The following is a 23604-nucleotide window of genomic DNA, read 5'->3' as shown; positions in this document are numbered from 1 at the left end:
AGTATCGGTCACGGGCTACCCTGGACCTGTCACCGGGGCCGCCGTAGCGCGCCTCCGCCACCGCTTCCAGGGGGCTGTTCCACATGCTCAGGGCGTTGATGTTCATCCTGCCGCTGGCGCTGCTGATCTACGCGTTCATCGACTGCCTGAACACCCCCGAGGACGAGACGAAGCACCTGCCCAAGGTGATCTGGGTGATCGTCATCCTCCTCTTCCCGATCGTCGGCTCCGTCGGATGGATCGCCACGGGCAAGGAGCGCAGGCCGCGCCCGGCGCGGGGCGGCTGGGTCGCCCCCGACGACAACCCCGAGTTCCTGGACTCGCTGCGGGAGGAGAAGTCCCGCGAGGAGCGGCGGCGGGACGAGGCCCGGCGCGACGAGTCGCTCCTGGAGGACTGGGAGGCCGACCTGCGCCGCCGCGAGGAGGAGCTCAAGCGGCGCGAGCGCGGCGAGGACACCGGCGCCTGATGGAGCTGCGGCTCCTGGCCACCTTCGAGAAGGTCGCCACCGTCCTGTCCTTCACCCGGGCCGCCGCCGAGCTCGGCTACGCCCAGTCCAGTGTCACCGGCCAGATCCGGTCCCTGGAGACCTCGCTCGGCACCGAGCTGTTCGAGCGGCTCGGCAGCCGCATCCGCCTCACCGAGGCGGGCGAGCGGCTCCTGCCGTACGCGCGCCGCATGGCCGAGCTGGCGGAGGAGGCCCGGACGGCCGTGGCGAGCGCCGCCGAGCCCTCCGGGACGATCGCGGTGGGCACGATGGAGTCGCTGACCTCGTACCGGCTGCCGCCCCTCCTGGAGTACTTCCACCACCGCTACCCGGCGGTGCGGCTCACCCTGCGGCCGACGCTCGGGGACGAGACCCGGCAGGCGCTGCGGCAGGGCACCTACGACGTCGGCTTCCTGATGGAACCGGAGACGCGGCACGAGGGCCTGGAGTCGGAGGTCCTCGCGCCGGAGCCGCTGGTGCTGGTGGCGGCCCCCGGGCATCCGCTGGTGGGGCGCGGCGAGCTGACGAACGCGGACCTGGCGGGGGCGCAGCTGGTGGGCACGGAGCCCGGCTGCCCGTACCGGGACCTGTTCGAGGCGGAGCTGCGGCAGTGGGCGCCGCCGTTCATGGAGTTCGGCACGATCGAGGCGACCAAGCGGGGGGTGGCGGCGGGCCTCGGGGTGGCGCTGCTGCCCCGGGTCGCCGTCTCCGGGGAGCTGGCGTCCGGGGCACTGGTGGAACTGGCCTGGAAGGCCCCGTTCACCCTCTTCACGCAGCTCGCGTGGCGGCGGGGGAGGCGGCTTCCGGCCCACGTGCGACTGTTCGTGGAGCAGGCGCGGCGGCTCGCGCGAGAGTGACCCGCAGGCCGGCCAGGACGATCAGCGGCACGCCCAGGGCCTGCACGAGCCCGATGTGGTGGCCGTACACGGCCCAGTCGACCAGCATCGCGACCGCCGGGTAGGCGAAGGCCAGGACGGCGATCTTCGAGGTGGGCAGCTTGGCGTAGGCCGCGTACATCAGCACGTACATGAGCCCGGTGTGGATCAGGCCGAGCCCGGCCAGCCACGCCCAGCCCGCGCCGAGGCCGGCCGTGGCTCCCAGGTCCACGAAGGGCAGCAGCAGCGGCAGCCCGACGAGCACCTGCACCAGGGCGATCAGATGGGGCCGCACGCCCGTGATCCGCTTGGTCACGAGGGTCGACAGGGCGTAGAGCACGGCCGCCCCGAGGGCCGGGCCGAGCCCGGCGAGGGAGGCGGTGTCACCGGGCCGGACCCCGGAGACGAGGACGAGCCCGACGAAGGCGACCGCGAGCCATCCCAGCTTCGCCGCCGTGATCCGCTCCCGGAACAGCGCCGCCCCCAGGAGCACCAGGAAGAACGGCTGGGTGTGGTAGACGACGGTGGCCAGGGAGATCGAGCTCGCCTCGTACGCCTCGAACAGCAGCACCCAGTTGAAGACGATGAACACACCGCCGAGCGCGGCGAGTCCGAGCTTCCGGCCGGTGAACCCGTGCCCGGTGAAGAACCCCCGGGCCAGGCTGTAGAGGCCGAGGGCGGCGGCCCCGAAGAGGCAGCGGAAGAACACCACCTCGAAGGGCGACGCCCCCGACTCGACGACGAAGACGCCGAGGGTGCCGGAGAGCACCATGGCGAGGGTGAGTTCGACGGTTCCCCTGGTCTCGTTTCTCATGACCGCGACGCTACGGAGGACGGCCCCGGGCGGTCCACGGGCCAGTGGGCCGTCCTGCCGATGGGGCCCATGCGCGCAGCCGATGGGCTGCGGAATAGCGCCGGTGGAGGGGCAGTTGGGATCCCTGGAACCCCTCGAGAACCGGAGCAGACATGACCCTCGACGCCGCTCGCGGCACGGACCGCCCGCAGACCCCGGACCGCTCGTTCCTCTTCGTCCTCGGCAGCTCGCGCTCCGACGGCAACACCGAGATCCTTGCCCGCGCCGCCGCGGCCCAGCTCCCCGCCGACGTGCCGCAGCGCTGGGTGGACCTCAACGAACTGGACCTGCCGGACTTCCAGGACGGGCGGCACGAGACCGACGGCCGGCCGGCCGGGGAGACCGAGGAACTGCTGCTGCGGGCCACGACGGAGGCCACCGACATCGTCATAGCCTCACCCCTGTACTGGTACAGCGTCTCCGCGCAGACCAAGCGCTACCTCGACTACTGGTCGGGCTGGCTGAACCTGCCGGGCTCCGACTTCAAGCAGCGGATGGCGGGCGGCACGCTGTGGGGGGTGACGGTCATGGCGGACTCCGACCACGTCGTCGCGGACGGGCTGACGACCACCCTGCACCACTCGGCCGCCTACCTGCGGATGCGGTTCGGCGGTGTGCTGACCGGCACCGGCTCGCGGCCGGGCCGGGTGCGCGCCGACGAACAGGCGATGATCCACGCGAAGACCTTCTTCGAGCGGGAGGCACCGCTCGCCCGCTTCCCCTACGAGGAGGGCGCGCGGCCGGCCGGGACGTGACCGGGCGGGCCGCCGGGGCCCACCCGACCCTGTGACCGAAAAGAGAGTCGAAAAGCCGGGCTCTTCCCAACACCCCGTCGATATCCTTGAGTTGACTGTGACGGGGGTGGCGGGGTCATGGACAGAGAGCTGTACGGCCGCGAGGCGGTGCTCCACGGGAACGGGCTCGTCGCCCGGCTCGCCGGGCTCACCCGGCACGCCGGGGCCCGGGTCGCGTACGAGCACGGTGACGACCCGCCGGTCACCGTCTTCACCGGCGGACGCGGCATGGGCAAGACGGCCCTGCTCAAGGAGATACGCAACGGCTACAAGGGCTGTACGCCGCTCGCCCTGATCGACTGCGCGCACATCGAGGAGCCCGAGGACCACGGCCCCGGCTGGACCCCGCTCACCGGAGCCCTGTCGGAGCTGGCGGTCCAACTGGCCCCGAAGGGCGAGGCGGTGAAACCCGTGCAGTTCCCCCGGCTCTCCCTCGGCCTGGTCGCCGTCGCCTCGCTCGGCTGGTCCCGGGAGGACGACGAGCGGGCCCGCCGGGACCTGCTGCGCCTCGGCCCGCTGCTCGCCACCGTGGACCCCGGGCGGGCCGCCGCCGCCGGCTGGGTCGGCCGGGTCCTGGCCAAACTGGCCGCCGCCTTCACCGAGGCCACCGCCCCCCTCGCCGGCCAGGTCGCCGGCCTCGTCGCGGAGGCCACCGTCGAGACGGTCGTGGAGGAGTTCTTCGGCCGCTTCCTGCGGCAGTCGGAGAACTGGTACGGCGCCTACCGCAACGCCGGCGGCCGGGGCCGGGCCGGACTCCAGCAGCTCGCCGTCGACTTCGCCCAGGGCGGCCGGCGCCGCACCGAGGCCGAGTCCTTCCTCGTCGGCGCCCTCACCGAGGACCTGCTGCGCGCCTACACCGGACTGCGCCGCGGCACCCGCATCGGCCGGCCCCTGGTCCTCCTCGACAACGCCCACGAGCCCCTCGGCCGGCAGCTCGTCGAACCGATCCTGCGGGCGCGCGCCGACGGCCGCCGCGACCGCGTCGTCGTCCTCGCCACCTCCCGCGTCCGCGACCACGAGGGCCTGCGCAACGCCACCAGGACCCGGCTGCCCGAGACCGCCCACCGGGCCCCCTGCCCCCGTGACGGGCGGGTCGGCTCCGGGCTCCTCGCCGTCGACCTGACGCCGCTCACCCCCACCCAGGCCCGCGCCGCCTTCGACGCCCACGACCCGGCCGGCCGCACCCCCGCCGACCTGTCCCGGGCCGTCCACCGCCTCACCGGCGGACGGCCCCTCGGCGTGGCCCTCCTCGCCCGCGCCGCCGGCGAGGCGCCCGCCGCCGTCCGCTCCACCCTCACCCCCGGCGGCCTGCTCGACCTGACCGTCGAACTGCGCGAGGACAGCCCTCCCGTCCCGGTCGCATCGACCCTGCTCGCCGAACTCCTGCCGGTCCCGCGCCCCGGCCCGTACGCGGTGCTCGCCGCCGCCCACGACGAGGACTCCGCCCGGCGCCTGGCCCAGGCCCGGCTGGCCGGCGAGGCCCTCGACGGGGACGTGGCCCTGCGCGTCCGCGACCGGCTGCGCGCCGAGGCCTGGACCGTCTCCGCGGCCGGCGCCGCCCACTTCGTCGCCGACCCACTGCTGCGCGCCCTGCTCCTGCACCGGCTCCGCTTCGAGGACGACGACCACCCCCGCTACGCCGCCTGGCACGCCGTCCACGAGACCCTGCGCCGCCACTACGGCCCCGACCCCACGCCGCGCCGGCTCCACCACGACCTGGCGCTCGGGTCCACGGCCGAGGCCGTCGCCCACTTCCGGCTCACCTTCCCCGAGCCCGACGTCCTCGGCTGGCTCGGCCGGCTCCGGTTCGTCGCCTCCGCCCCGTACCCGCGCGAGAGGGGTGCGACCGGGCCCGACCCGCGCCGGGCCGTCGCCCTCGGCCAGGAGCCGGACCCCGGCCTCCCGGGCGGGCTCGACCCCGACACGACCGCGCTCCACCTGTCCGTACGGCGCCTGCTGCACGCCGTATGGCTGCTCACCGACCCGCTCGCGCTGCCCGACGAGGAGGTGGCCCACCGGCTGACGCACGAACTGCGCCGGCTCTCCGGCCGCCATCTCACCGGCAGCGGCCCGCTGTGGGACGCGGCCACCCACTGGCCGCGTGACATCCGCGCCTGGCGGGAGCTGTCGCTGCCGCCCGGCCGCCCCGAGGACGGAGTCTGACGCCATGCTCGAACGGCTGCGCCGCCGCGTCTTCTGGACCCCCCGCCAGAAATTCCTCACGTCGCTCGTCGTCACCGCCCTCGTCCTCGGCCTGGGCGGCTACGGCATCTCCCGCCTCACCACCCCGGAGGACCGGTCCTGCGCCGCCGGCGTCGAACGCCCCCACGGCAGCACCGAGTGCGTCGGGGTGAACGGCGACGGCCACGCCTTCGGCATGCCCGACCTCGCCGAGATCACCGCCGCCATCGGCCGCGAGAACGCCACCCTGAAGGACGGCGAGTACGCCACCGTCGCCCTGCTCCTGCCGCTGACCGCCGCCGACCACGGCATGCGGGTCAAGGTCCTGCACGAGATCCAGGGCGCCTACGCCTACCAGTACCGCGCCAACCACGAGTCGAACAGCGAGACCCCGAAGATCCGGCTCGTCCTGGCCAACACCGGCAAGGCCAACGCCCACTGGCGGTCCACCGTCGACCGGCTGAAGGCGATGACCGGCGCCCCCGACCGGCTGCGCGCCGTCTCCGGCGTCGCCACCTCCTCCACCGAGGTACGGGAGGCGGTCGCCGCCCTCACCGGCGCCGGCATCGCCGTCGTCGGCACCACCATCACCGCCGACGACATCGCCAACGGGCCCGGCGCCGGCCACAACCGCTTCCCCGGCCTCGCCCGCGTCTCCCCCACCAACGGCGACGAGGCCAAGGCCCTCGCCCACTTCGGCAGGGTCGACGCCGCCAAGGCGCTCCTCGTCCAGGACACCCGCACCGGCGACCACTACACCGACACCCTCAAGGCCGCCTTCGCCGCCTCCCTGGAGGGCGCCCCCTACGAACCGCAGCTGTTCACCTCTCCCCCCGACCCCACCGAGGAGGGCACCACCGCCAACACCTTCCGCCAGATCACCCACCTCATCTGCGACACCCGCGCCGAGACCGTCTTCTTCGCCGGCCGCCACACCCAGCTGCGCCAGTTCATCAACGCGCTCGGCGCCCGCGGCTGCGCCGAGCGCTCCTTCACCGTCCTGACCGGCGACGAGGGCTCGTACCTCGGCGCCGACAGCAAGCTCAACCGGGCCGCGCTCAAGGCGAAGCTGACCGTCCGCTACGCGGCCCTCGCCCACCCCGACGCCTGGCGGCCCGCCCCCGACCGGCCCGTCCCGGACACCGGCGGCTCCACGACCGCCTTCCGCACCTTCCTGACCGACATCGCCCGCGCCTCGGCGAAGCCCGTCCCGCTCGCCGACGGGCAGGCCATCGTCGCGTACGACGCCATGGCGACCGCCGTCCACGCGATCCGGCAGGCCACCCCGAAGAACGCCCGGTACCCGGAGCTCGCCGACGTGGCGACGCAGTGGCCGCAGGTCAAGGGCTCCCTGCGGGTCGAGGGCGCGAGCGGCTGGATCTGCCTGGACAACTACGGCAACCCCTACAACAAGGCCGTGCCGATCGTGGACCTGGCGCCGGACGGCACCCAGCGCTTCGTCAGGATCGCCTGGCCCGAGGGCAAGGCCCCGGCCGCCTCCTGCCTCCCGCCCCGCCGCGGCTGATCCCGGCCCCCAGGGGGCGCCCCCCGAACGGCCGAGCGGGAGCGGGCAGCTGTTGTCGCCCCCGCCGGCTCCCCGGAAGCTGGGACAGCGGCGTGCCCGGCATACCCGAACGCCCCCGGGGTACCGGGAGCCGCACCACGGGACGAAGGGAGCGCGATCCATGGGAGTCGACTCGGCACAGGCCGCCGTACCCGCAGGAGCGGGCACGGGCACGGTCACCACGGCGGTCCCCGCACGCCTCGACCGGCTGCCCTGGTCGCGGTGGCACTGGATGATCGTGATCGGCCTCGGCACCGTCTGGATCCTGGACGGACTCGAGGTCACCATCGTCGGCAACGTCGCCGGCCGGCTCGCCGAGGAGGGCAGCGGCCTCGCCATCACCTCCGCGCAGGTCACCGGCATCGCCGCCGCCCTGTACGTGGCCGGAGCCTGTTCGGGAGCGCTGTTCTTCGGCTGGCTCACCGACCGCTACGGGCGCAAGAAACTCTTCATGGTCACCCTGGTGGTCTACCTCGGTGCCACCGCCATGACCGCCCTGTCCTTCGAGTCCTGGTGGTTCTTCCTCTTCCGCTTCCTCACCGGCTTCGGCATCGGCGGCGAGTACGCGGCCATCAACTCCGCCATCGACGAGCTGATCCCGTCCCTCTACCGCGGCCGGGTCGACCTGATCATCAACGGCAGCTACTGGCTCGGCGCCATCGGCGGCGCCCTGCTGTCGATCGTCATGCTCGACACGGACATCTTCCCCAAGGACCTCGGCTGGCGGCTCAGCTTCGCCCTCGGCGTCGTCCTCGGCCTCGTCATCCTGCTCGTCCGCCGGCACGTTCCGGAGAGTCCCCGCTGGCAGTTCATCCACGGCCGCGGCGAGAAGGCCGAGCGGCTCGTCTCCTCGGTCGAGCGCGAGATCGAGCGGGAGAAGGGCGAGCCGCTGCCGCCGCCGGCCGGCGAGATCACCATCCACCAGCGCAAGAGCATCGGCTTCGGGACGATCGCGAAGACGGTCTTCGCCCGCTACCCGCGCCGCGCCGTCCTCGGCCTGTCCCTCTTCATCGGGCAGGCGTTCCTCTACAACGCCATCACCTTCGGCTTCGGCGCCATCCTCACCACGTTCTTCGACGTGCCGACCGGCCACACCGGCTACTACTTCGCCGTCATCGCGGCCGGCAACTTCGTGGGCCCGCTCGTGCTCGGCAAACTCTTCGACACCGTCGGCCGCCGGATCATGATCTCGTCCACGTACGTGCTGTCCGGCCTGCTCCTCTTCGTCACGGCCTGGCTGTTCGACCGGGGCTCGCTGTCGGCGACGACCCTGACGGCCTGCTGGTGCGTGGTGCTGTTCTTCGCCTCGACCGGCGCCTCCAGCGCGTATCTGACCGTCTCCGAGATCTTCCCCATGGAGACCCGCGCGATGGCCATCGCCTTCTTCTACGCGCTCGGCACCGCGGCCGGCGGCATCAGCGGCCCGCTGGTCTTCGCCGAGCTCACCGAGTCGGGCGTCGTCGGCGACACCGTCCTCGCCTTCCAGATCGGCGCCGGCCTGATGTGCGCCGCCGGCATCGTGGCCGCCTTCCTGGCGGTCGACGCGGAGCGCCGCTCCCTGGAGGACATCGCGGAACCGCTGTCGGTGGTGAAGTAGGACAGCGGCGCCCGGGCCCGGACCCGGGTACGACGAGGCCCGGGCGGGTGCACCCGCCCGGGCCTCGTCGTCACCGGCTCAGACGCCCGCGTAGGAGTGCTTGCTGCTGACGAAGATGTTGACGCCGTAGTAGTTGAAGAGGAAGCAGGCGAAGGCGATGAGCGCGATGTACGCGGCCTTGCGGCCCTTCCAGCCGGCCGTGGCACGGGCGTGCAGGTACGCCGCGTAGCCGACCCAGGTGATGAAGGACCAGACCTCCTTGGCGTCCCAGCCCCAGTAGCGGCCCCAGGCGTCGCCGGCCCAGATGGCGCCCGCGATGATCGTGAACGTCCACAGCGGGAAGATGGCGGCGTTGATCCGGTAGGCGAACTTGTCGAGGGTCGCCGCCGCGGGCAGCCGCTCCAGGACGGAGCGGGCGAAGCCGCCCGGCTCGCCGCCGTTCGCCAGCTTGTTCTCGTACGAGTCGCGGAAGAGGTACAGCAGCGTGGCGACCGCGCCCAGGTAGAGGACGGCGCCGCAGAAGATGGCGGTGGAGACGTGGATCCACAGCCAGTACGAGTCGAGGGCGGGCACCAGCTGGTCGCTCTCGGTGTAGAGCATCGTCGTCGCCATGCCCAGGTCCAGCAGGACCGTGGTCACCAGCGGCAGACCGATCCACCGCACGTTCTTCCCGGCGAGGAGGAAGGCGAGGTACACGCCGACCGCGACCGCGGAGAAGGTGGTGGAGAACTCGTACATGTTGCCCCAGGGGGCGCGCTGCACGGAGAGGGCGCGGGTGACCACGCCCGACGCCTGGACGGCGAAGGCGAGGACGGTGAGCGAGATCGCGATCCGGCCGTAGAGGTCGCCCTTCACGGTGCCGCCGGCCGCGCCGGGGCCGTCCGGCACCTCACGGGTGCCGGCGGCGGCCCGGGTGACGACCTTCGGCCGGTCCAGGACGGTGGTGCCACCGGTCTTCTTCACCTGGACGGTGACGGCCGGTGCGGCGGCCGTCCCGGCCTTGCCGGTGAGCGCGGCGGCGGTCCGGCCGACCTTGCTACGGCTGCCGAACACCCACTCGGCGATGTGGGCCAGGAAGGCCAGGGTGTAGACGGCCATCGAGGAGTAGATGAGCGTGTTGCTCATCTGCGCCAGGCCCTCGTTGGTCGCGGCGGCGAGGATCACTTCTCAGCCCCTTCTGCTTCTGCGTCGGCGGGTTCCGGCGCTGGTGGCGCCTGTGCGGTGAGCGTGACCGCCAGGTCGGCCAGCTCCTCGGGGAGCTTGGCCGAATCGCTGCGGCCGAGCCCCGCCATCTCGACGACGGTGACGCCGTCCTCACCCCGTACGGCCCGGACCCAGACCCGGCGCCGCTGGATGAACAGCGAACCGGACAGACCGGCCAGCGCGGCGGCCGCGCCCGCGAGGGCGAGACCGTTGCCCGGCTGCTGCGAGATCTGGAAGCTGGCCCACTCCTTGATCTCCTTCTCGAAGGTGATCGAGCCGGCCCCGCCGGGCAGGGCCATCGTCTCGCCGGGCAGCAGCCGCTGGGCCACGCCCGTGCCCGTACCGAGCTTGAACTGGGTCATCTTGGTGGTGTTCAGCTGGTACACGTTCTGCGGCACGCCGGAGTTGACGCGCAGGTCGCCGTGGTAGCCGGTGAGCGCCAGGACGGGGAAGTCGAGCGCCGGGAACTGGGAGAACATCGTGCCCTTGCCGGCACCGGCGAAGGTCGGCACGAACAGGGCGGTGAAGCCCAGCTGCTCCTTCTTGCCGTTCTTGTCCCGGTAGCCGTCCATGACCTTGATGGCGCCGGTCGAGGTGATGTTGTTGTCGATCGGCAGCAGCGGGACGGCGCCCTTGAAGACGACCTTGCCGCGGCCGTCCTTGACGGTGACGACGGGCGCGTAGCCGTGGGCGATCAGATAGACCTTGGAGTCGCCGACCTTCAGCGGCTCGTTGACCCTGATGATCGCCTTCCGGTCCCGCTCACCGCCGTCGGTGTACGTGACGGCCGCCTCGAAGGTGCGCGGGGTGCCTCGCTGGGGGCCGTCCTTCTCGTACGTACCGGTGAAGGTGTCCAGGGTGAAGCTGAACGGTTCCAGCTCGTCGACGCCGAACTGGGAGCCGGACTTGAAGTCGTCGTACTGGGTGAGCGTGTTGGAGAAGCCGTCGCCCTCGACGATCAGCTTGCCGCCCTCGGACTTGAACAGCTGCCCCCAGGCGAAGGCCACCAGCATCACGATCAGGGCGATGTGGAAGACCAGGTTGCCCGCCTCGCGGAGGTAGCCCTTCTCGGCGGCGACGGCGTCCCCGTCGGCGTGCGCCCGGAACCGGCGCCGCTTCAGCAGTTCGCGCGCCGCCTCCCGTACCTCCTCCGGCTCGGCCCCGGTCCGCCAGGTCGTGTACGCGGGGAGGCGGGTGAGGTGCTTGGGGGCGCGCGGCGGCCGGCCGCGGAGCTGGCCGACGAACTGCCAGGTGCGGGGGACGATGCAGCCGATGAGGGAGACGAACAGCAGGATGTAGATGGCGGAGAACCACGCCGAGCTGTAGACGTCGAACAGCTGGAGCTTCTCGTACACCGGGGTGAGCGTGGGGTGGGCGTCCTTGAAGTCCTGCACCTTGAGCTCGTCCGCGCTGGTCTGCGGGATGAGGGAGCCGGGGACGGCGCCGAGCGAGAGCAGGAAGAGGAGGATCAGCGCGACCCGCATCGAGGTGAGCTGGCGCCAGCACCAGCGGATCCAGCCGAGGACACCGAGCCGGGGGCCGCCGGCGGCGGTCTCCTCGGCGCTGTCCTCGCGGGGTGCGGTCGACAGGGCCGCCCCGGCCGCCGCGTCCTCGGGGGTCGCGGAGTTCTCCGTCGTGTCGGTCTTGCTCATGGAACTCAGATCCCCACCGTGAAACCGCTGGACCAGCCCTGCATCGTGGCCACCATGCTGTCCCACACGCCGGTGAGGAGCAGGACGCCGGTGACGATCATCATGCCGCCGCCGATCCGCATCACCCAGCTGTAGTGCTTCTTCACCCAGGCGAAGGTGCCGAGTGCCTTGCGGAAGGCGATGGCGGCGAGCACGAAGGGGACCCCGAGGCCGAGGCAGTACGCGAAGGCCAGTATCGCCCCGCGGCCGGCGCTGGCCTGCTCGAAGGCGAGGGCGTTCACCGAGGCGAGGGTCGGGCCGATGCACGGCGTCCAGCCGATGCCGAACAGCGCGCCGAGCAGCGGGGCGCCGACGAGGCCGGCGACGGGCCTGCGGTGGAAGCGGAACTCGCGCTGGGTGAGCCAGGGCATCAGGCCGAGGAAGAACACGCCCATCAGCACCATGAGGACGCCGAGGATCGTGGTGAAGGTGCCGCGGTATTCCTGGAGCGTCGAGCCGAAGTAGCCGAAGAGGGCGCCGCCGGAGACGAAGACGGCGGTGAAGCCGAGGACGAAGAGGGCGGCGCCGGCGGTCATCCGGCCGCGGCGGTTCTCGGCCAGGTCGGTGCCGGTGACGCCGGTGACGTACGAGAGGTAGCCGGGGACCAGGGGCAGGACGCAGGGCGAGAAGAAGGAGACCAGGCCGCCGAGCGCGGCGATGGGCAGGGCGAGCAGCAGGGCGCCGCTCATGACCGTCTGGTTGGGATCCACGTCACTTCTCCGCGAGGAGCGGCTCGATCATCGAGCGGAGTTTCTCCTCGTTCAGTGCCATGAGCGAGCGGGCGGCGATCCTGCCCTCCTTGTCGAGGACGAGGGTGGAGGGGATCGCCTGGGGGTTGAGGGTGCCCTCGGGGAAGCCGAAGAGGATCAGCTTGCCCGCGGGGTCGTAGAGGCTCGGGTACGGCACGCCGTAGTCCTTCTCGAAGGCGACCGCCGACTGCTTGTTGGGGTCCCGGGTGTTGATCCCGACGAACTCCACGCCCCTGGCCTTCAGGTCCTTGGCGACCTTGACGAAGTGGGGGGCCTCGGCGCGGCACGGGCTGCACCAGGAGCCCCACACGTTCAGGACGACGACCTTGCCCTTGAGGTCGGCGACGTCGAGCCGCTTGCCGTCGACGGTCTCGCCCGCCAGCTCGCCGGGGGCCTGCCGCTTCCCCTGGGCGGCGGTGGAGATGCCCCCGGCGTCGGTGACGAAGTTGGTGCCGCCACCGCCGCCGGACTTCCCGGTGTCCTCACCGGCGCAGGCCGAGAGCGCGAGGGCGGCGGTCAGCACACCGACGGCCAGGAGGGTGCGTCGAGGGGCACGGCGAGAGCTCATGTGAAAAGTTTCGCATGGGCGTTTGGGGGATCTTGGGCACCCCCCTACGTGCCCGTAAAGCCCCTTGTCAAGATCGGCTAAGCCGTCCGCAGAAATGCGTTCCAGCCGCCGGCCGGCTTCTGGCCCACACCGAGGCCGCGCAGCTTGGCGAGAATCTTGGGGTCCTGGACGTCGAGCCAGTCCGTGAACTGCCGGAAGGAGACGAGCCGCACGTCCTTCTTTCCGGCCATGGCCTTCAGGGCCTCCTCGACGGCGTCCATGTAGATGCCGCCGTTCCACTGCTCGAAGTGGTTGCCGATGAAGAAAGGCGCGCGATTCGTCTCGTACGCGCGGCGGAATCCGGCGATCAGGGCGTCGGTGGCCTGCTTGCGCCAGCCCGGGTAGCGGGCGGGCATGCCCTTGGTGGAGTTCCCGGACTGGTTGGCGAGCATGTTGTAGTCCATGGACAGGACCTCGAAGGAGTGCCCGGGGAAGGGCACGGCCTGGAGGGGCAGGTCCCAGATGCCGCGGCGCTTGACGGGCCAGGTCTGGCGGCCGCCGGGCGAGCTGGCGTCGTAGCGCCAGCCGAGCCGCTGGGCGGTGGGCAGCAGGTTGTCCTGGCCGAGGAGGCAGGGCGTGCGGCCGCCGACGAGTTCCTTGGAGTAGTCGAAGGGCAGCGGGTCGAGGTCGGTCCAGCCGCTGTTGGTCTTCCATTCGGTGACGAACTTCATGGCCTGGTCGATCTCGCTCTGCCACTGGGCCGGGGTCCAGTGGGCGACCGAGCCGGAGCCGCCGCAGAAGTGGCCGTTGAAGTGGGTGCCGATCTCGTGGCCCTCGAGCCAGGCCTGGCGGACGTACTTCAGCGTGTCCTTGATGTGGTCGTCGGTGAGGTAGCCGATGTCGGAGGCGCCGACGCGGTTGTTCGGCGGGCGGTAGAGGTCCTTCTTCGACTCGGGCAGGAGGTAGATCCCGGAGAGGAAGAAGGTCATCGCCGCGTCGTGGTTCCTGGCGAGCTCCAGGAAGCGGGGGAAGAGGCCGTTGCCGACCTCTCCGGCCCCGTCCCAGGAGAAGACGACGAACTGGGGCGGCGTCTGGCCGGGTTCGAGCGGTACGGGGGTGTCGGGCTGGTTCGGCTGCTTGCCGGTGTCGGCGGTGGAACCGTCGCCGATGGGCTTGGCGTCCTGGGTCGGGGCGGGGGTCGTGGGGGCACCCGTCCCGGTGTCGCCGCCCTTACCGGGCCCGGAACCTCCCGGTTTCTTCTCCGTCCCGGCGTTTCCGGTGCCGCAGCCGGCTATCCCGACCGCCGCGGCGGTGCCGACGCCCGCCCCGAGAAGACTCCTTCGACTGATCCCGCGCATGCCATCCCCAATTCGCGCTCACGTACGACTGAAACGTCATCCAATCCGACAATCAGTGAGATGCGGGGAGGAACACGGAGGTTCCCGGCGTGCGCACAAAAATTTCAGGGCGATCGAATGGCGTGTACACGACTGACGTGTACCTCACTCGATCGCCCTGACTGTGTCCCGTGGCGCGTCGGCCGTCCAGGGAGAGGACGGGGAGAAGCCGTGGAGGGAACGGGGAGGGGCGGGCGCGGGGCACCGGGCAGAGGTCCGGGCCCCGCGCGGGCGGCTACGCGCCGAACGCCTTCGACTTCCCCTTCGCCGGCTTCGCGCCCGCCCGCAGGTGCGGCGGGACGAGATCCAGGGCCGGCTCGCTGTAGCCGACCGAGACGATCCGGTCACCCCGGTACGTGAACGAGGTCAGCGAGGCCAGCGTGCACTGGCGCCGCCGCGGGTCGTGCCAGAGGCGCCGCTTCTCCACGAAGCTGCGCACGATCCAGATCGGGAGCTGGTGGCTGACGCAGACGGCCTCGTGCCCGCGCGCCGCGTCCTTCGCGGCGTCCAGCGCGCTCATCATCCGGACGACCTGCTCGACGTACGGCTCGCCCCAGGACGGCTGGAAGGGGTTGGTGAGGTGCCGCCAGTTGCCCGGCTTGCGCAGGGCACCGTCCCCGACGCCGAAGGTCTTGCCCTCGAAGACGTTGGCCGCCTCGATGAGCCGCTCGTCGGTCGCCAGCTCCAGGTCGTGCGTCCTGGCGATGGGCGCGGCCGTCTCCTGCGCCCGCTCCAGGGGGGACGCCACGACGTGCCGGATGTCCCGGCCGGACAGGTGCTCGGCGACCCGGTCCGCCATCTGCCGCCCCAGCTCCGACAGGTGGTAGCCGGCCCGGCGCCCGTACAGGATCCCGTCCGGGTTGTGCACCTCGCCGTGCCGCACCAGGTGGACGACGGTGACGTCCTGGTCGCGGTCGCTCATGCCGTGGCCTCCGCCGCGGCGCGGGCGGCGGCCGGCAGCGCCGCCGCGATCCGCTCCACGGCCCGCTCGTCGTGCGCGGTCGACACGAACCAGGATTCGAAGGCGGAGGGCGGCAGGTAGACGCCGTCGGCCAGCATCGAGTGGAAGAAGGCGTTGAAGCGGAAGGCTTCCTGCCGCTTCGCGTCCTCGTAGTTCCGCACCTCGTCGGCGGTGAAGAACACCGAGAACATGTTGGAGGCCGTCTGCAGCCGGTGCGCCACGCCCTCCTTCGCCAGCGCGTCCGTCACCAGGCCCTGGATCTCCTTCGAGACCGCGTCGACCTTCGCGTACGCCGCCTCGTCGAGCAGCCGGAGCTGCGCGAGCCCGGCGGCCGTCGCGATCGGGTTACCGGAGAGCGTGCCCGCCTGGTAGACCGGCCCGGCCGGGGCCAGGTGGCCCATCACGTCGGCGCGGCCACCGAAGGCCGCGGCCGGGAAACCGCCGCCCATGACCTTGCCGAAGGTCATCAGATCCGGCTTCACCCCGTCGACGCCGTACCAGCCGGCCCGGCTCGTACGGAATCCGGTCATCACCTCGTCGGAGATGTACAGCGCGCCGTTCTCCCGGCACAGGTCCGCGAGGCCCTGGTTGAAGCCCGGCAGCGGCGGCACCACGCCCATGTTGCCCGGCGAGGCCTCGGTGATCACGCACGCGATCTCGCCCGGGTGCGCGGCGAAGGCGGCCCGGACCGCCTCCAGGTCGTTGTACGGCAGCACGATCGTGTCGCCCGCCTGCGCGCCGGTCACGCCGGGCGTGTCGGGCAGACCGAACGTGGCCACCCCGGAGCCGGCCGCGGCGAGCAGCGCGTCCACGTGGCCGTGGTAGCAGCCCGCGAACTTCACCACCTTGGCCCGGCCCGTGAAACCGCGGGCCAGCCGGATCGCGGACATGGTGGCCTCGGTGCCGGAGGAGACCAGGCGCACCTGCTCGACCGGCTCGATCCGGGCCACGATCTCCTCGGCGAGCGCGACCTCGCCCTCGCCCGGCGTACCGAACGAGGTGCCACGGGCCACGGCGGCCTGTACCGCGGCGGTCACCTCGGGGTGCGCGTGGCCGAGGATCATCGGTCCCCACGAGCAGACGAGGTCGACGTACTCGCGACCGTCCGCGTCGGTGAGATACGGACCGGTACCGGACACCATGAACCGGGGCGTTCCGCCCACGGCCCGGAAGGCGCGCACCGGTGAGTTCACGCCACCGGGCGTCACAAGGGACGCGCGGTCGAAAAGCGTCTGTGAGACTGGGGCTTCGTATGAATACGACACTGCGATCCTGACCTGCGAGTACGACGTCTGATACGGAGGGACGGTGTGGGCACCCTGTGAATTACGCCGGGGCGTGCGTCCTCCGCGTCTGCGAAACTGGGGCGTCATAGGGATGGCTCACGGAATCCATGGTGTCAGAGGCCACGGCGTTCTTGCGGACAGGTGTTTCACCGTACGAACGTGGGGGAGGTCACTGACACGATGATCGGGTTGCGCGGCGGGGTCGTGTTGCCGAGAAAAAGCAGTCGGGTGGAGATATGCATCGCGGTGGCGGACCGGGCGAGGGGACGGGCGACCTGGGTCCGGAGCCTGTCCGGCGGGGGAGGCACCGGAGGCGTCGGACGGGGGAGCCTGCCCCGGCCGACGGCCAGGCGGTCCCGGAGCCCGTGGCCGATCCGGCCCCCACGGTCGGGGGCCGCAGCTTGGGGGTGACGTACAAGTACTTCGGCGCGCCCAACAGCGCGACGGCGGCCCAGGTACCGATCTCGATGCGCCCGGAGGAGCTGGGCGGCGACGAGCTCGGCATGGGCGGCATGTTCACCAAGATCAAGCCGGAGACCATAGCGGCCATGGTCCTGACCGGCATCCAGGGCATGCCGCTGCACAAGGTGCCCCCGCTGGAGCTGGTGGTGCTCCACCCGGACTACGCGGTGGTGAAGCTGCCGATGACCGTGGTGGACCCGCTGCGCGGGGTCGGCGAGGAGTCGGTCGGCGCCGCCGCCTTCATCTGGTCCACGGTCCCCGACCGGGGCGGCCCGCGGGACGCCTTCGACGTCTACCAGCTGCTCCACGAGTGGCAGGACTTCTCCGTCCGCCTGCACGAGGCGGGCCACCAGCCCTACTGCCTGGTCTGGCCCTGACGTCCGCCCGGCGGGGTGTGTGACCGCCCCCACGGGCGTTTCGTCGCGGTTCCTTCGTTCATAAGTGCTGAAGTTAGGACGAATGGTATGGGATGCGCGGTGACGCGCACTCCGGGGACCGACGACCACGAGGAAGGACTGACGCCGTGAGCGGAGTACGAGGAGTACGGTCGGCCGGCGGACCCCTGCAGCTCTGTGAGGTCGCCGCGCGCACCGAGCTGCCGCTGCGGACGATCCGCCAGTACGAGGACAGCGGCCTGGTCATGCCGTCCACGGCCTCCGAGGGCGGTTTCCCGCTCTACACGGAGGCCGACGTCGACCGCCTGATGGTGATCCGCCGCATGAGGTCGCTCGGCTTCTCCCTGGACGAGTCCCGCGAACTGCTCACGGCGATGGACCGCCTGGCCGCCGACCGCCCGGGCACCGACACGGAGCTCGACCCGTCCGAGCACGCCGCCCTCGTGACCCTGGTCCAGCGCTTCGAGCAGGCGGCGGCCGACCGGGTCGAGGAGCTGCGCGCCCAGCTCACGCGCGCCGAGGAGTTCGCCGCCTCCCTCCGCTCCCGGCTGGTCTGCCCCGTCTAGGGCCTGTCCTCCGGATCTCGCCCCAGCGCCTCGGCCAGCTCACCGAAGAAGCGGGCGCAGGCGGCGGGGCTCGGCGGGAGCTCCGGGCTCCAGGGGACGAGCCGGACCCGCGGCGGAAGCACCCCGGGCAGCTCCTGGGGCGGGACGGCGTGGGCCCGGTGGTCGAACAGCACCAGGTCGGGGCCCAGTTCTGCGGCCCACCGCCAGTCCGTGGTGAGCCAGCTCGTGCCGGGCCCCGGGCCGGGGTCGAGGAGCCGCACCCCCAGCCCGGCGAGCCGCACCAGCTCGGGCCAGGCCTGCGGGCGGGCCAGATGCACCTGGTCGGGCCCGGCTCCGGAGAGAGCGAGCACCCGCGCCCCGGACCCGGCGGCGGCGGTACGGAGCGCGGCCTCGGCGCCGGGAAGACCGGCTCCGTCAGGCGCGGGCCCCGCGGCGGCCCCGGGCACGGGGGGCGCGTCCAGGGTCGCGGCGAGGTCCGCGAAGCGGTCGAGGATCGCGGGCAGCGTGAGTTCGTTGCCGACGGCGAGCGTGACCAGCGGCACCCCGAGCCGCCCGGCGAGCGCCTCGTCAAGGGCGTACGGACTCTTCCCGTCGTACGTGACGTCGACGACCAGCTCCACCTCCAGCTCCCGCAGCCGCTCCTCGTCCAGGTCCCGGCCGGCGCCCAGGTACGGCACCCCCGCCGCCGCCAGGCCGCCCGCCTTCGCGGGATCGAGCAGGGCGCCGTCGTGCCCGGAGCCGTACACGGCGGCCGGGGTCACCCCCAGATCGAGCAGCGCCGCCCCGGCGCGCACGTAGGCGAGCACCCGCCGGGGCGGCCGCGCCGCCACCGCCACCGCTCCCCTGTCGTCCGTCCACTCCCAACCCGCCGCCCGCGTCCCGGACATACGTCTGCTCCCTCCCGTGGATCCCGCCTCCGTGCCACCTTGGGACCCTTCTCCGGCCCGCACAAGAGGGCCTGCGGCGGTGCCTCCGGAGGCGTCTTGTCGATCAGGCCGGATCCCCCGCGCCGGGGAGCGGGCGGGTGAAGTGGAAGGCGACGATGTCGAAGCGCTCGCGCAGGTAGAAGCGGTGGGCGCCGGTGCGGTGGGTGCCGGAGTCGAGGTTGAGTTCGTGGCAGCCGGCCGCGCGGGCGTGCGCCTCCAGGTGCGCCAGGAGCGCGTGGCCGACGCCGGTGGAGCGGTCGCTCGCGGCGGTCACCAGGTCGTCGACGTAGAGCTTGCGGATCGAGCTGGTGTTGTGGACGAGCCGCCAGCCGCGCCGACGCAGCGGCCGTCGTCCGCGTAGGCGGCGGAGAAGCGGAGCCCCTGCGGGTGGCCGAGCGCGTACACCTCGCGGAACAGCTCCGGGGTGAGGTGCGGGCGGAGTTCGGTGAGAACCGGCAGGAGGTCGGACTCCAGGCGGGGGTCGCCGGGACCGAGGTCGATGATCTTCATGCGGGGACGGTATCCGAGGGCGGCGGGCGGGGACCGGGGCGGCCGTCCCCCGATGGTTCCGGCCGCGAATTCCCTCGCCCCCGCCCGGCCCCGGTGCCATCCTGTCTTCCGTGAACGGACCGGAGATCCACATCAGCTTCGCCCCCGGCCTGCGCCTCTTCGTCGCCGCCGAGCGGCGCGCGGGGCGCACCCCGGTGACCACGGACGGCGCCTCCTCGCTCGGCCATGTCGTCGAGTCCCTCGGGGTGCCGCTCACGGAGGCGGGGCGGCTGCTGGTCGACGGACGGCCCGTGGACGTCTCGCACGTCCCGGCCGCCGGCGAGACCGTCGAGGTCGAGGACGTCACCCGCCCGCAGGCCGTACCGGGCGCCCCGCTCCGCTTCCTGCTCGACGTCCACCTGGGCACGCTGGCCCGCCGGCTGCGGCTGCTCGGCGTGGACGCGGCGTACGAGAGCGAGGACATCGGCGATCCCGCCCTGGCCACGCGCTCGGCGCGGGAGCGGCGCGTCATGCTCTCGCGGGACCGGGGGCTGCTGCGCCGTCGCGAACTGTGGGCGGGCGCCTACGTCTACAGCGACCGGCCGGACGAGCAGCTGCGCGACGTCCTGGAGCGCTTCGCGCCGCCGCTCGCCCCGTGGACCCGCTGCACGGCGTGCAACGGGGAGCTGACGGAGGCGGACAAGGACGCGGTGCGCGAGCGGCTGGAGCACGGCACGGAGAAGACGTACGACGTGTTCGCGCAGTGCGGCGCGTGCGGCCGGGTCTACTGGCGCGGCGCCCATCACTCCCGGCTGGAGGCCATCGTCTCGGAGGCGGTACGGGAGTTCGGCGGCGCGACGGCGCTCTGAGCCGTACGGCCGCCCGGAGCGGCCCGCCCGGGGGCCGTACCGGTCGGGGGCCGCCCGTCACGGGACCGGCCGCACCGGGGTCGCGCCGCTCGCGGGCGCCCGGCGGTCAGGGGCTCTCGGCGGTCAGGTAGCGCTGCACGGTCGGGCCGAGCCAGGCGACGATCTCCTCGCGGGTCAGCTCGACGGCCGGCGGCAGCCGCAGCACGTACCGGGCCAGGGCCATGCCCAGGATCTGCGAGGCGACGAGCGCGGCGCGGCGCGGCGCCTCTTCCGGGACGGGGCAGACGCCCCGGGTGAGGGGGGCGAGCCCCTGGGCGAAGATCTCGTGCATGCGGGCGGTGCCGGCCTCGTTGGTCACCCCGACGCGCAGCATGGCGGTGAGCCGTTCGTCCTGCTCCCAGCGGTCGACGAAGTGCTGGACGAGCACCGTCCCGGCGTGCCGCGCGGGCAGCGAGCCGAACTCCGGCAGGGAGAGGTCCATCGCGGAGGCGGCGACGAAGAGGCCCTCCTTGTTGCCGTAGTAGCGCATCACCATGGACGGGTCGATGCCGGCGTCGCGGGCGATGGCCCGGATCGTGGCGCGCTCGTACCCGTCGGAGGCGAAGCGCTCGCGCGCGGCTTCCAGGATCGCGGCCCGGGTGGTGTCGGAACGGCGGGCGGTCGTCATGCCCACAACTGTAGGCCAACAGGCGTTGACACTCCATTCCCGGCCGCTCTACGCTTGCCAACAAGCGTTGACCAACATGCGTTGGCCAACGGACGTGGGCACTCTCTGGAGGCAGCCATGAGCACCCCCCGCACCACGCACACCGCCCAGGCGACCAGCGCGGCCGCCGCCCCGCGCACCGACACCGACGTCCTCGTCGTCGGCGCCGGACCCACCGGACTGCTCCTCGCCGGTGACCTCGCCGCCGCCGGTCTCGACGTGACCCTGGTCGAGCGCCGCCCCCGCACCCGCGCCAACCTGACCCGCGCCTTCGCCGTGCACGCCCGCACCCTGGAGCAGCTCGACGCCCGCGGGCTCGCCGACGACCTCGTCGCCACCGGCACGCGCGTCACCCGTCTCACGCTCTTCGGCCGCGCCTCCCTCGACCTCACCCGGCTCCCCTCCCGCTACAACCACCTGCTCGTCACCCCGCAGTACGAGGTCGAGGAACTCCTGGAGAAGCGCGCGGAGGGCGCGGGCGTGACCTTCCGCCACGAGACGGAGCTCCGGGGGCTGCGCCAGGACGCCGACACCGTCACCGCCGAGCTCACCGGCCCCGACGGCACCCCCCTCACCCTCCGGGCCCGCCACCTCGTCGGCACCGACGGCGTCCGCAGCGCCGTCCGCTCCGCCCTCGGTCTGCCCTTCCCCGGCGTCTCCGTCATCCGCTCCCTCGTCCTGGCGGACGTCCGCCTCACCGAGGAGCCCACCGAGACCTTCACCGTCCAGGGCACCGGCGACTCCTTCGCCTTCATGGCCCCCTTCGGGGACGGCTGGTACCGCGTGATGGGGTGGAACCGTTCCCGCCAGGTCGCCGACACCGAGCCCGTCGACCTCGACGAGATCCGCGCCATCTCCCGGCAGGCCTTCGGCACCGACTACGGCATGCACGACCCGCGCTGGATCTCCCGCTTCCACAGCGACGAACGCCAGGTCCCCTCCTACCGCGTCGGACGCGTGTTCCTCGCGGGCGACGCCGCGCACGTCCACTCCCCCGCGGGCGGGCAGGGCATGAACACCGGCCTCCAGGACGCCGCCAACCTCTCGTGGAAGCTCGTCGCCGTCCTGCGGGGCGAGGCCCCCGACCCGGAGGCGCTGCTCGACAGCTACCAGAGCGAACGCCACCCCGTCGGCGCGATGGTCCTGCGCAGCAGCGGGGCGATCCTCCGCCTGGCCATGGCCCACACCCCGCCCGTCCGCGCCGCCCGGTCCCTCGCCACCCGGGTCCTGAGCACCACCAATCCGGTCTCCACCCGGGTCCTCGACCGGATCAGCGGCATCGGCATCGCCTACGCCCCCGCCCCGGGCGGCGGGCGCCTCTCGGGCCGCCGCGCCCCCGACGTCCGCCTGCGCGAGGGCCGCCTCCACGAGCTCCTGCGCGCCGGCGAGTTCGTTCTCATCGGCCCGGAGGGCGCGTCCCCGGCCCTGCCGCCGGCGGCGCCGGTCGCGCCCGGCCGCGTCGTCCGGGGCACCTGGCGGGACCCCGCCCGCCGCGCCACCGTCCTCGTCCGCCCCGACGGGTACGTCCACCGGGCGGACCGGTGAACGGCCCGGCGCGGCTCCGCCCCGGAGGCGTACCGGCCGGCCCCGCGTTCAGAAGACGTACGGGTCCCCGGTGGCGAGCACCAGCACCCGGTGCCGGTCGTTCACCGGGTTCCGGTCCTCCGCCCCGTCCCGCCAGGCCGTGGTGATCTCCACCGTCAGCTCGTCCGGGCGCCCCGCCGTCCGCAGGTCCAGCGCCAGCTCACCGACGCCCACCTGGGCCCGCAGCTCGCCCGTCCGGCAGGAGACCACCCGGTCGCTGCTCCACAGGCAGGTGGGCGGCAGCTCCTGGCCGCCCGCCATGGGTTCCGAGAAGGCGATCCGGACGGTCGCCTGCGGCAGATCGGCGGGGCCGAGGTTCTCGCTCACCATCCACACGCCCAGCCGTCCGTCCCACAGGGAGACATGACCGTGATGGGCCAGATCCGCCTCGGCCCCGACCGCACCGGCGCTCCCGCCGGCACCCACCATCAGCGCGGCCGCGAGAGCGACCCCGAGCACACCGTTCCGCATGACAACCATGGGCACAAAATACCCACAAGGCGACATATAGTCCGATAATCGATCAGCGCGTGTCCTGGTGACGCCCCACCCCGCACCCACCTCCCGCTCCCCCGCCCCGCCTATCCTGACCGGGCGATCGACGAATCGACCACCTGCGCGAGGAGCACCCATGACCGGCCGCCCCGGCACCCCCATCGCCGTCGTCACCGGAGCGAGCAGCGGCATCGGCGCCGCCACGGCCCGGCAGCTCGCCGCCGCCGGATACCGCGTGGTCCTCACCGCCCGCCGCAAGGACCGCATCGAAACCCTCGCCGCCGAGATCAACGAGGCCGGCCACCAGGCCACCGCCTACGCCCTCGACGTCACCGACCGCGCCGCCGTCGACGAGTTCGCCACCGCCTTCCACTCCCTCGCCGTCCTCGTCAACAACGCCGGCGGCGCCCTGGGCGCCGACCCCGTCGCCACCGCCGACCCCGAGGACTGGCGGCGCATGTACGAGGTCAACGTCCTCGGCACCCTCCACATGACCCAGGCCCTGCTGCCCGCCCTCACCGCGAGCGGCGACGGCACGGTCGTCGTCGTCTCCTCCACCGCCGGACACGCCACCTACGAGGGCGGTGCCGGCTACGTCGCCGCCAAGAACGGCGCCCGCGTCCTCGCCGAAACCCTCCGCCTGGAGATCGTCGGCACCCCGGTCCGCGTCATCGAGATCGCCCCCGGCATGGTCAGGACCGAGGAGTTCGCCACCACCCGCTTCCGCGGCGACACCGAGAAGGCCGCCAAGGTCTACGCCGGTGTGCCCGACCCCCTCACCGCCGACGACGTCGCCGACACCATCACCTGGGCCTGCACCCGCCCCCCGCACGTCAACATCGACCTCCTGGTCGTCCGCCCGCGCGCCCAGGCCTCCAACACCAAGGTCCACCGCGAGCCGTAGACACGCCGACGGGGGCCGGTGCGGC

Annotated in this window: 24 protein-coding genes; 11 read left to right on the top strand and 13 right to left on the bottom strand. The window is 72.7% G+C overall.

What is annotated here, in order from left to right; genetic code table 11:
- Positions 1-83: 83 nt before the first annotated feature.
- A complete protein-coding gene (locus tag ACFY60_RS24990) occupies positions 84-467 on the top strand; it encodes a PLD nuclease N-terminal domain-containing protein (RefSeq protein ID WP_388616703.1) in 384 nt (127 codons plus the stop codon).
- A complete protein-coding gene (locus ACFY60_RS24985; protein WP_388616706.1) occupies positions 467-1342 on the top strand; it encodes a LysR family transcriptional regulator in 876 nt (291 codons plus the stop codon). Before ACFY60_RS24990 ends, ACFY60_RS24985 begins: the two co-directional genes overlap by 1 nt.
- On the opposite strand, the gene ACFY60_RS24980 is transcribed toward ACFY60_RS24985, so the two are convergent.
- Positions 1254-2174: a DMT family transporter gene (locus ACFY60_RS24980; RefSeq protein ID WP_388616708.1), complete on the bottom strand. Its 921-nt coding sequence runs from the start codon at positions 2172-2174 to the stop codon at positions 1254-1256. The genes ACFY60_RS24985 and ACFY60_RS24980 overlap by 89 nt on opposite strands.
- A gap of 152 nt (positions 2175-2326) precedes the next feature.
- Here ACFY60_RS24980 and ACFY60_RS24975 point away from each other — a divergent pair, with 152 nt between their 5' ends.
- The 4 genes from ACFY60_RS24975 (at position 2327) to ACFY60_RS24960 (ending at position 8349) form a co-directional block, all read left to right on the top strand.
- Positions 2327-2968: a flavodoxin family protein gene (locus tag ACFY60_RS24975; protein ID WP_388616711.1), complete on the top strand. Its 642-nt coding sequence runs from the start codon at positions 2327-2329 to the stop codon at positions 2966-2968.
- Between the two features lie 117 nt (positions 2969-3085).
- On the top strand, positions 3086-5170 hold the full coding sequence (locus ACFY60_RS24970; protein ID WP_388616714.1) for a hypothetical protein: 2085 nt from the start codon (positions 3086-3088) through the stop codon (positions 5168-5170).
- Between the two features lie 4 nt (positions 5171-5174).
- The gene (locus tag ACFY60_RS24965; protein ID WP_388616717.1) at positions 5175-6713 is read left to right on the top strand and encodes an ABC transporter substrate-binding protein; all 1539 of its coding nucleotides are present in this window, start codon (positions 5175-5177) and stop codon (positions 6711-6713) included.
- 160 nt (positions 6714-6873) lie between these two features.
- A complete protein-coding gene (locus ACFY60_RS24960) occupies positions 6874-8349 on the top strand; it encodes an MFS transporter (RefSeq protein ID WP_388616720.1) in 1476 nt (491 codons plus the stop codon).
- 78 nt (positions 8350-8427) lie between these two features.
- Here the strand turns inward: ACFY60_RS24960 and ccsB are convergent, their stop codons facing one another.
- The 7 genes from ccsB to hemL all read right to left on the bottom strand — a co-directional run bounded on the left by ccsB (position 8428) and on the right by hemL (position 16162).
- Positions 8428-9513, bottom strand: a complete 1086-nt coding sequence (gene ccsB, locus ACFY60_RS24955; protein WP_388616722.1) for a c-type cytochrome biogenesis protein CcsB — start codon at positions 9511-9513, stop codon at positions 8428-8430.
- Positions 9510-11204: a cytochrome c biogenesis protein ResB gene (locus tag ACFY60_RS24950; protein ID WP_388616725.1), complete on the bottom strand. Its 1695-nt coding sequence runs from the start codon at positions 11202-11204 to the stop codon at positions 9510-9512. The genes ccsB and ACFY60_RS24950 overlap by 4 nt, the downstream gene beginning before the upstream one ends.
- 5 nt (positions 11205-11209) lie before the next feature.
- Positions 11210-11932, bottom strand: a complete 723-nt coding sequence (locus ACFY60_RS24945; protein ID WP_309049974.1) for a cytochrome c biogenesis protein CcdA — start codon at positions 11930-11932, stop codon at positions 11210-11212.
- Between the two features lie 22 nt (positions 11933-11954).
- On the bottom strand, positions 11955-12560 hold the full coding sequence (locus ACFY60_RS24940) for a TlpA family protein disulfide reductase (protein ID WP_388616727.1): 606 nt from the start codon (positions 12558-12560) through the stop codon (positions 11955-11957).
- 77 nt (positions 12561-12637) lie between these two features.
- Positions 12638-13897, bottom strand: coding sequence for a hypothetical protein (locus ACFY60_RS24935; protein WP_388616730.1), 1260 nt, complete (start codon positions 13895-13897; stop codon positions 12638-12640).
- A gap of 274 nt (positions 13898-14171) precedes the next feature.
- Positions 14172-14858, bottom strand: a complete 687-nt coding sequence (locus tag ACFY60_RS24930; protein WP_388616733.1) for a histidine phosphatase family protein — start codon at positions 14856-14858, stop codon at positions 14172-14174.
- The gene (gene hemL, locus ACFY60_RS24925) at positions 14855-16162 is read right to left on the bottom strand and encodes a glutamate-1-semialdehyde 2,1-aminomutase (protein WP_388616736.1); all 1308 of its coding nucleotides are present in this window, start codon (positions 16160-16162) and stop codon (positions 14855-14857) included. Before hemL ends, ACFY60_RS24930 begins: the two co-directional genes overlap by 4 nt.
- Before the next feature lie 257 nt (positions 16163-16419).
- Here hemL and ACFY60_RS24920 point away from each other — a divergent pair, with 257 nt between their 5' ends.
- Both ACFY60_RS24920 and ACFY60_RS24915 read left to right on the top strand, forming a co-directional pair.
- Entirely contained in the window at positions 16420-17022 is a 603-nt protein-coding gene (locus ACFY60_RS24920; RefSeq protein WP_309049960.1) for a hypothetical protein, read from the top strand.
- A gap of 146 nt (positions 17023-17168) precedes the next feature.
- Positions 17169-17606, top strand: coding sequence for a MerR family transcriptional regulator (locus tag ACFY60_RS24915; RefSeq protein WP_388616738.1), 438 nt, complete (start codon positions 17169-17171; stop codon positions 17604-17606).
- Here ACFY60_RS24915 and ACFY60_RS24910 read toward each other — a convergent pair.
- The 3 genes from ACFY60_RS24910 to ACFY60_RS24900 all read right to left on the bottom strand — a co-directional run bounded on the left by ACFY60_RS24910 (position 17603) and on the right by ACFY60_RS24900 (position 19042).
- On the bottom strand, positions 17603-18493 hold the full coding sequence (locus ACFY60_RS24910; protein ID WP_388616741.1) for an ABC transporter substrate-binding protein: 891 nt from the start codon (positions 18491-18493) through the stop codon (positions 17603-17605). The two genes, ACFY60_RS24915 and ACFY60_RS24910, sit on opposite strands and share 4 nt — an antisense overlap.
- A gap of 103 nt (positions 18494-18596) precedes the next feature.
- Complete coding sequence (locus ACFY60_RS24905) at positions 18597-18806, bottom strand: GNAT family N-acetyltransferase (protein WP_388616744.1); 210 nt, start codon at positions 18804-18806, stop codon at positions 18597-18599.
- A complete protein-coding gene (locus ACFY60_RS24900; RefSeq protein WP_388616747.1) occupies positions 18803-19042 on the bottom strand; it encodes a hypothetical protein in 240 nt (79 codons plus the stop codon). Before ACFY60_RS24900 ends, ACFY60_RS24905 begins: the two co-directional genes overlap by 4 nt.
- Before the next feature lie 110 nt (positions 19043-19152).
- Between ACFY60_RS24900 and ACFY60_RS24895 the strand changes: the two genes are divergently transcribed.
- Complete coding sequence (locus ACFY60_RS24895; RefSeq protein ID WP_388616750.1) at positions 19153-19890, top strand: Mut7-C RNAse domain-containing protein; 738 nt, start codon at positions 19153-19155, stop codon at positions 19888-19890.
- 106 nt (positions 19891-19996) lie between these two features.
- Here the strand turns inward: ACFY60_RS24895 and ACFY60_RS24890 are convergent, their stop codons facing one another.
- Positions 19997-20557: a TetR family transcriptional regulator gene (locus ACFY60_RS24890; protein WP_388616753.1), complete on the bottom strand. Its 561-nt coding sequence runs from the start codon at positions 20555-20557 to the stop codon at positions 19997-19999.
- A 117-nt stretch (positions 20558-20674) separates the two neighbouring features.
- Here ACFY60_RS24890 and ACFY60_RS24885 point away from each other — a divergent pair, with 117 nt between their 5' ends.
- Entirely contained in the window at positions 20675-22141 is a 1467-nt protein-coding gene (locus ACFY60_RS24885) for an FAD-dependent monooxygenase (RefSeq protein WP_388616756.1), read from the top strand.
- A 48-nt stretch (positions 22142-22189) separates the two neighbouring features.
- Here ACFY60_RS24885 and ACFY60_RS24880 read toward each other — a convergent pair whose 3' ends face one another.
- A complete protein-coding gene (locus ACFY60_RS24880) occupies positions 22190-22660 on the bottom strand; it encodes a hypothetical protein (RefSeq protein WP_388616759.1) in 471 nt (156 codons plus the stop codon).
- Positions 22661-22811: 151 nt separating this feature from the next.
- Between ACFY60_RS24880 and ACFY60_RS24875 the strand changes: the two genes are divergently transcribed.
- Positions 22812-23579, top strand: coding sequence for an SDR family NAD(P)-dependent oxidoreductase (locus tag ACFY60_RS24875; protein WP_388616761.1), 768 nt, complete (start codon positions 22812-22814; stop codon positions 23577-23579).
- Positions 23580-23604 lie beyond the last annotated feature (25 nt).

The sequence above is a fragment of the Streptomyces sp. NPDC012827 genome, from assembly GCF_042900905.1.
GTDB classification, from domain to species: domain Bacteria; phylum Actinomycetota; class Actinomycetes; order Streptomycetales; family Streptomycetaceae; genus Streptomyces; species Streptomyces gulbargensis.
The sequence above is the reverse complement of the archived record's forward strand: the minus strand, read 5'-3'. Positions and strand labels throughout refer to the sequence as shown.

Excerpts from the sequence above, each read along its gene's own strand:
- ACFY60_RS24990 (WP_388616703.1), top strand. The coding sequence starts at position 84 with ATGCTCAGGGCGTTGATGTTCATCCTGCCGCTGGCGCTGCTGATCTAC.
- ACFY60_RS24985 (WP_388616706.1), top strand. The coding sequence starts at position 467 with ATGGAGCTGCGGCTCCTGGCCACCTTCGAGAAGGTCGCCACCGTCCTG.
- ACFY60_RS24980 (WP_388616708.1), bottom strand. The coding sequence starts at position 2,174 with ATGAGAAACGAGACCAGGGGAACCGTCGAACTCACCCTCGCCATGGTG.
- ACFY60_RS24975 (WP_388616711.1), top strand. The coding sequence starts at position 2,327 with ATGACCCTCGACGCCGCTCGCGGCACGGACCGCCCGCAGACCCCGGAC.
- ACFY60_RS24970 (WP_388616714.1), top strand. The coding sequence starts at position 3,086 with ATGGACAGAGAGCTGTACGGCCGCGAGGCGGTGCTCCACGGGAACGGG.
- ACFY60_RS24965 (WP_388616717.1), top strand. The coding sequence starts at position 5,175 with ATGCTCGAACGGCTGCGCCGCCGCGTCTTCTGGACCCCCCGCCAGAAA.
- ACFY60_RS24960 (WP_388616720.1), top strand. The coding sequence starts at position 6,874 with ATGGGAGTCGACTCGGCACAGGCCGCCGTACCCGCAGGAGCGGGCACG.
- ACFY60_RS24950 (WP_388616725.1), bottom strand. The coding sequence starts at position 11,204 with ATGAGCAAGACCGACACGACGGAGAACTCCGCGACCCCCGAGGACGCG.
- ACFY60_RS24945 (WP_309049974.1), bottom strand. The coding sequence starts at position 11,932 with ATGAGCGGCGCCCTGCTGCTCGCCCTGCCCATCGCCGCGCTCGGCGGC.
- ACFY60_RS24940 (WP_388616727.1), bottom strand. The coding sequence starts at position 12,560 with ATGAGCTCTCGCCGTGCCCCTCGACGCACCCTCCTGGCCGTCGGTGTG.
- ACFY60_RS24935 (WP_388616730.1), bottom strand. The coding sequence starts at position 13,897 with ATGCGCGGGATCAGTCGAAGGAGTCTTCTCGGGGCGGGCGTCGGCACC.
- ACFY60_RS24930 (WP_388616733.1), bottom strand. The coding sequence starts at position 14,858 with ATGAGCGACCGCGACCAGGACGTCACCGTCGTCCACCTGGTGCGGCAC.
- ACFY60_RS24920 (WP_309049960.1), top strand. The coding sequence starts at position 16,420 with ATGCATCGCGGTGGCGGACCGGGCGAGGGGACGGGCGACCTGGGTCCG.
- ACFY60_RS24910 (WP_388616741.1), bottom strand. The coding sequence starts at position 18,493 with ATGTCCGGGACGCGGGCGGCGGGTTGGGAGTGGACGGACGACAGGGGA.
- ACFY60_RS24900 (WP_388616747.1), bottom strand. The coding sequence starts at position 19,042 with ATGAAGATCATCGACCTCGGTCCCGGCGACCCCCGCCTGGAGTCCGAC.
- ACFY60_RS24890 (WP_388616753.1), bottom strand. The coding sequence starts at position 20,557 with ATGACGACCGCCCGCCGTTCCGACACCACCCGGGCCGCGATCCTGGAA.
- ACFY60_RS24885 (WP_388616756.1), top strand. The coding sequence starts at position 20,675 with ATGAGCACCCCCCGCACCACGCACACCGCCCAGGCGACCAGCGCGGCC.
- ACFY60_RS24880 (WP_388616759.1), bottom strand. The coding sequence starts at position 22,660 with ATGGTTGTCATGCGGAACGGTGTGCTCGGGGTCGCTCTCGCGGCCGCG.
- ACFY60_RS24875 (WP_388616761.1), top strand. The coding sequence starts at position 22,812 with ATGACCGGCCGCCCCGGCACCCCCATCGCCGTCGTCACCGGAGCGAGC.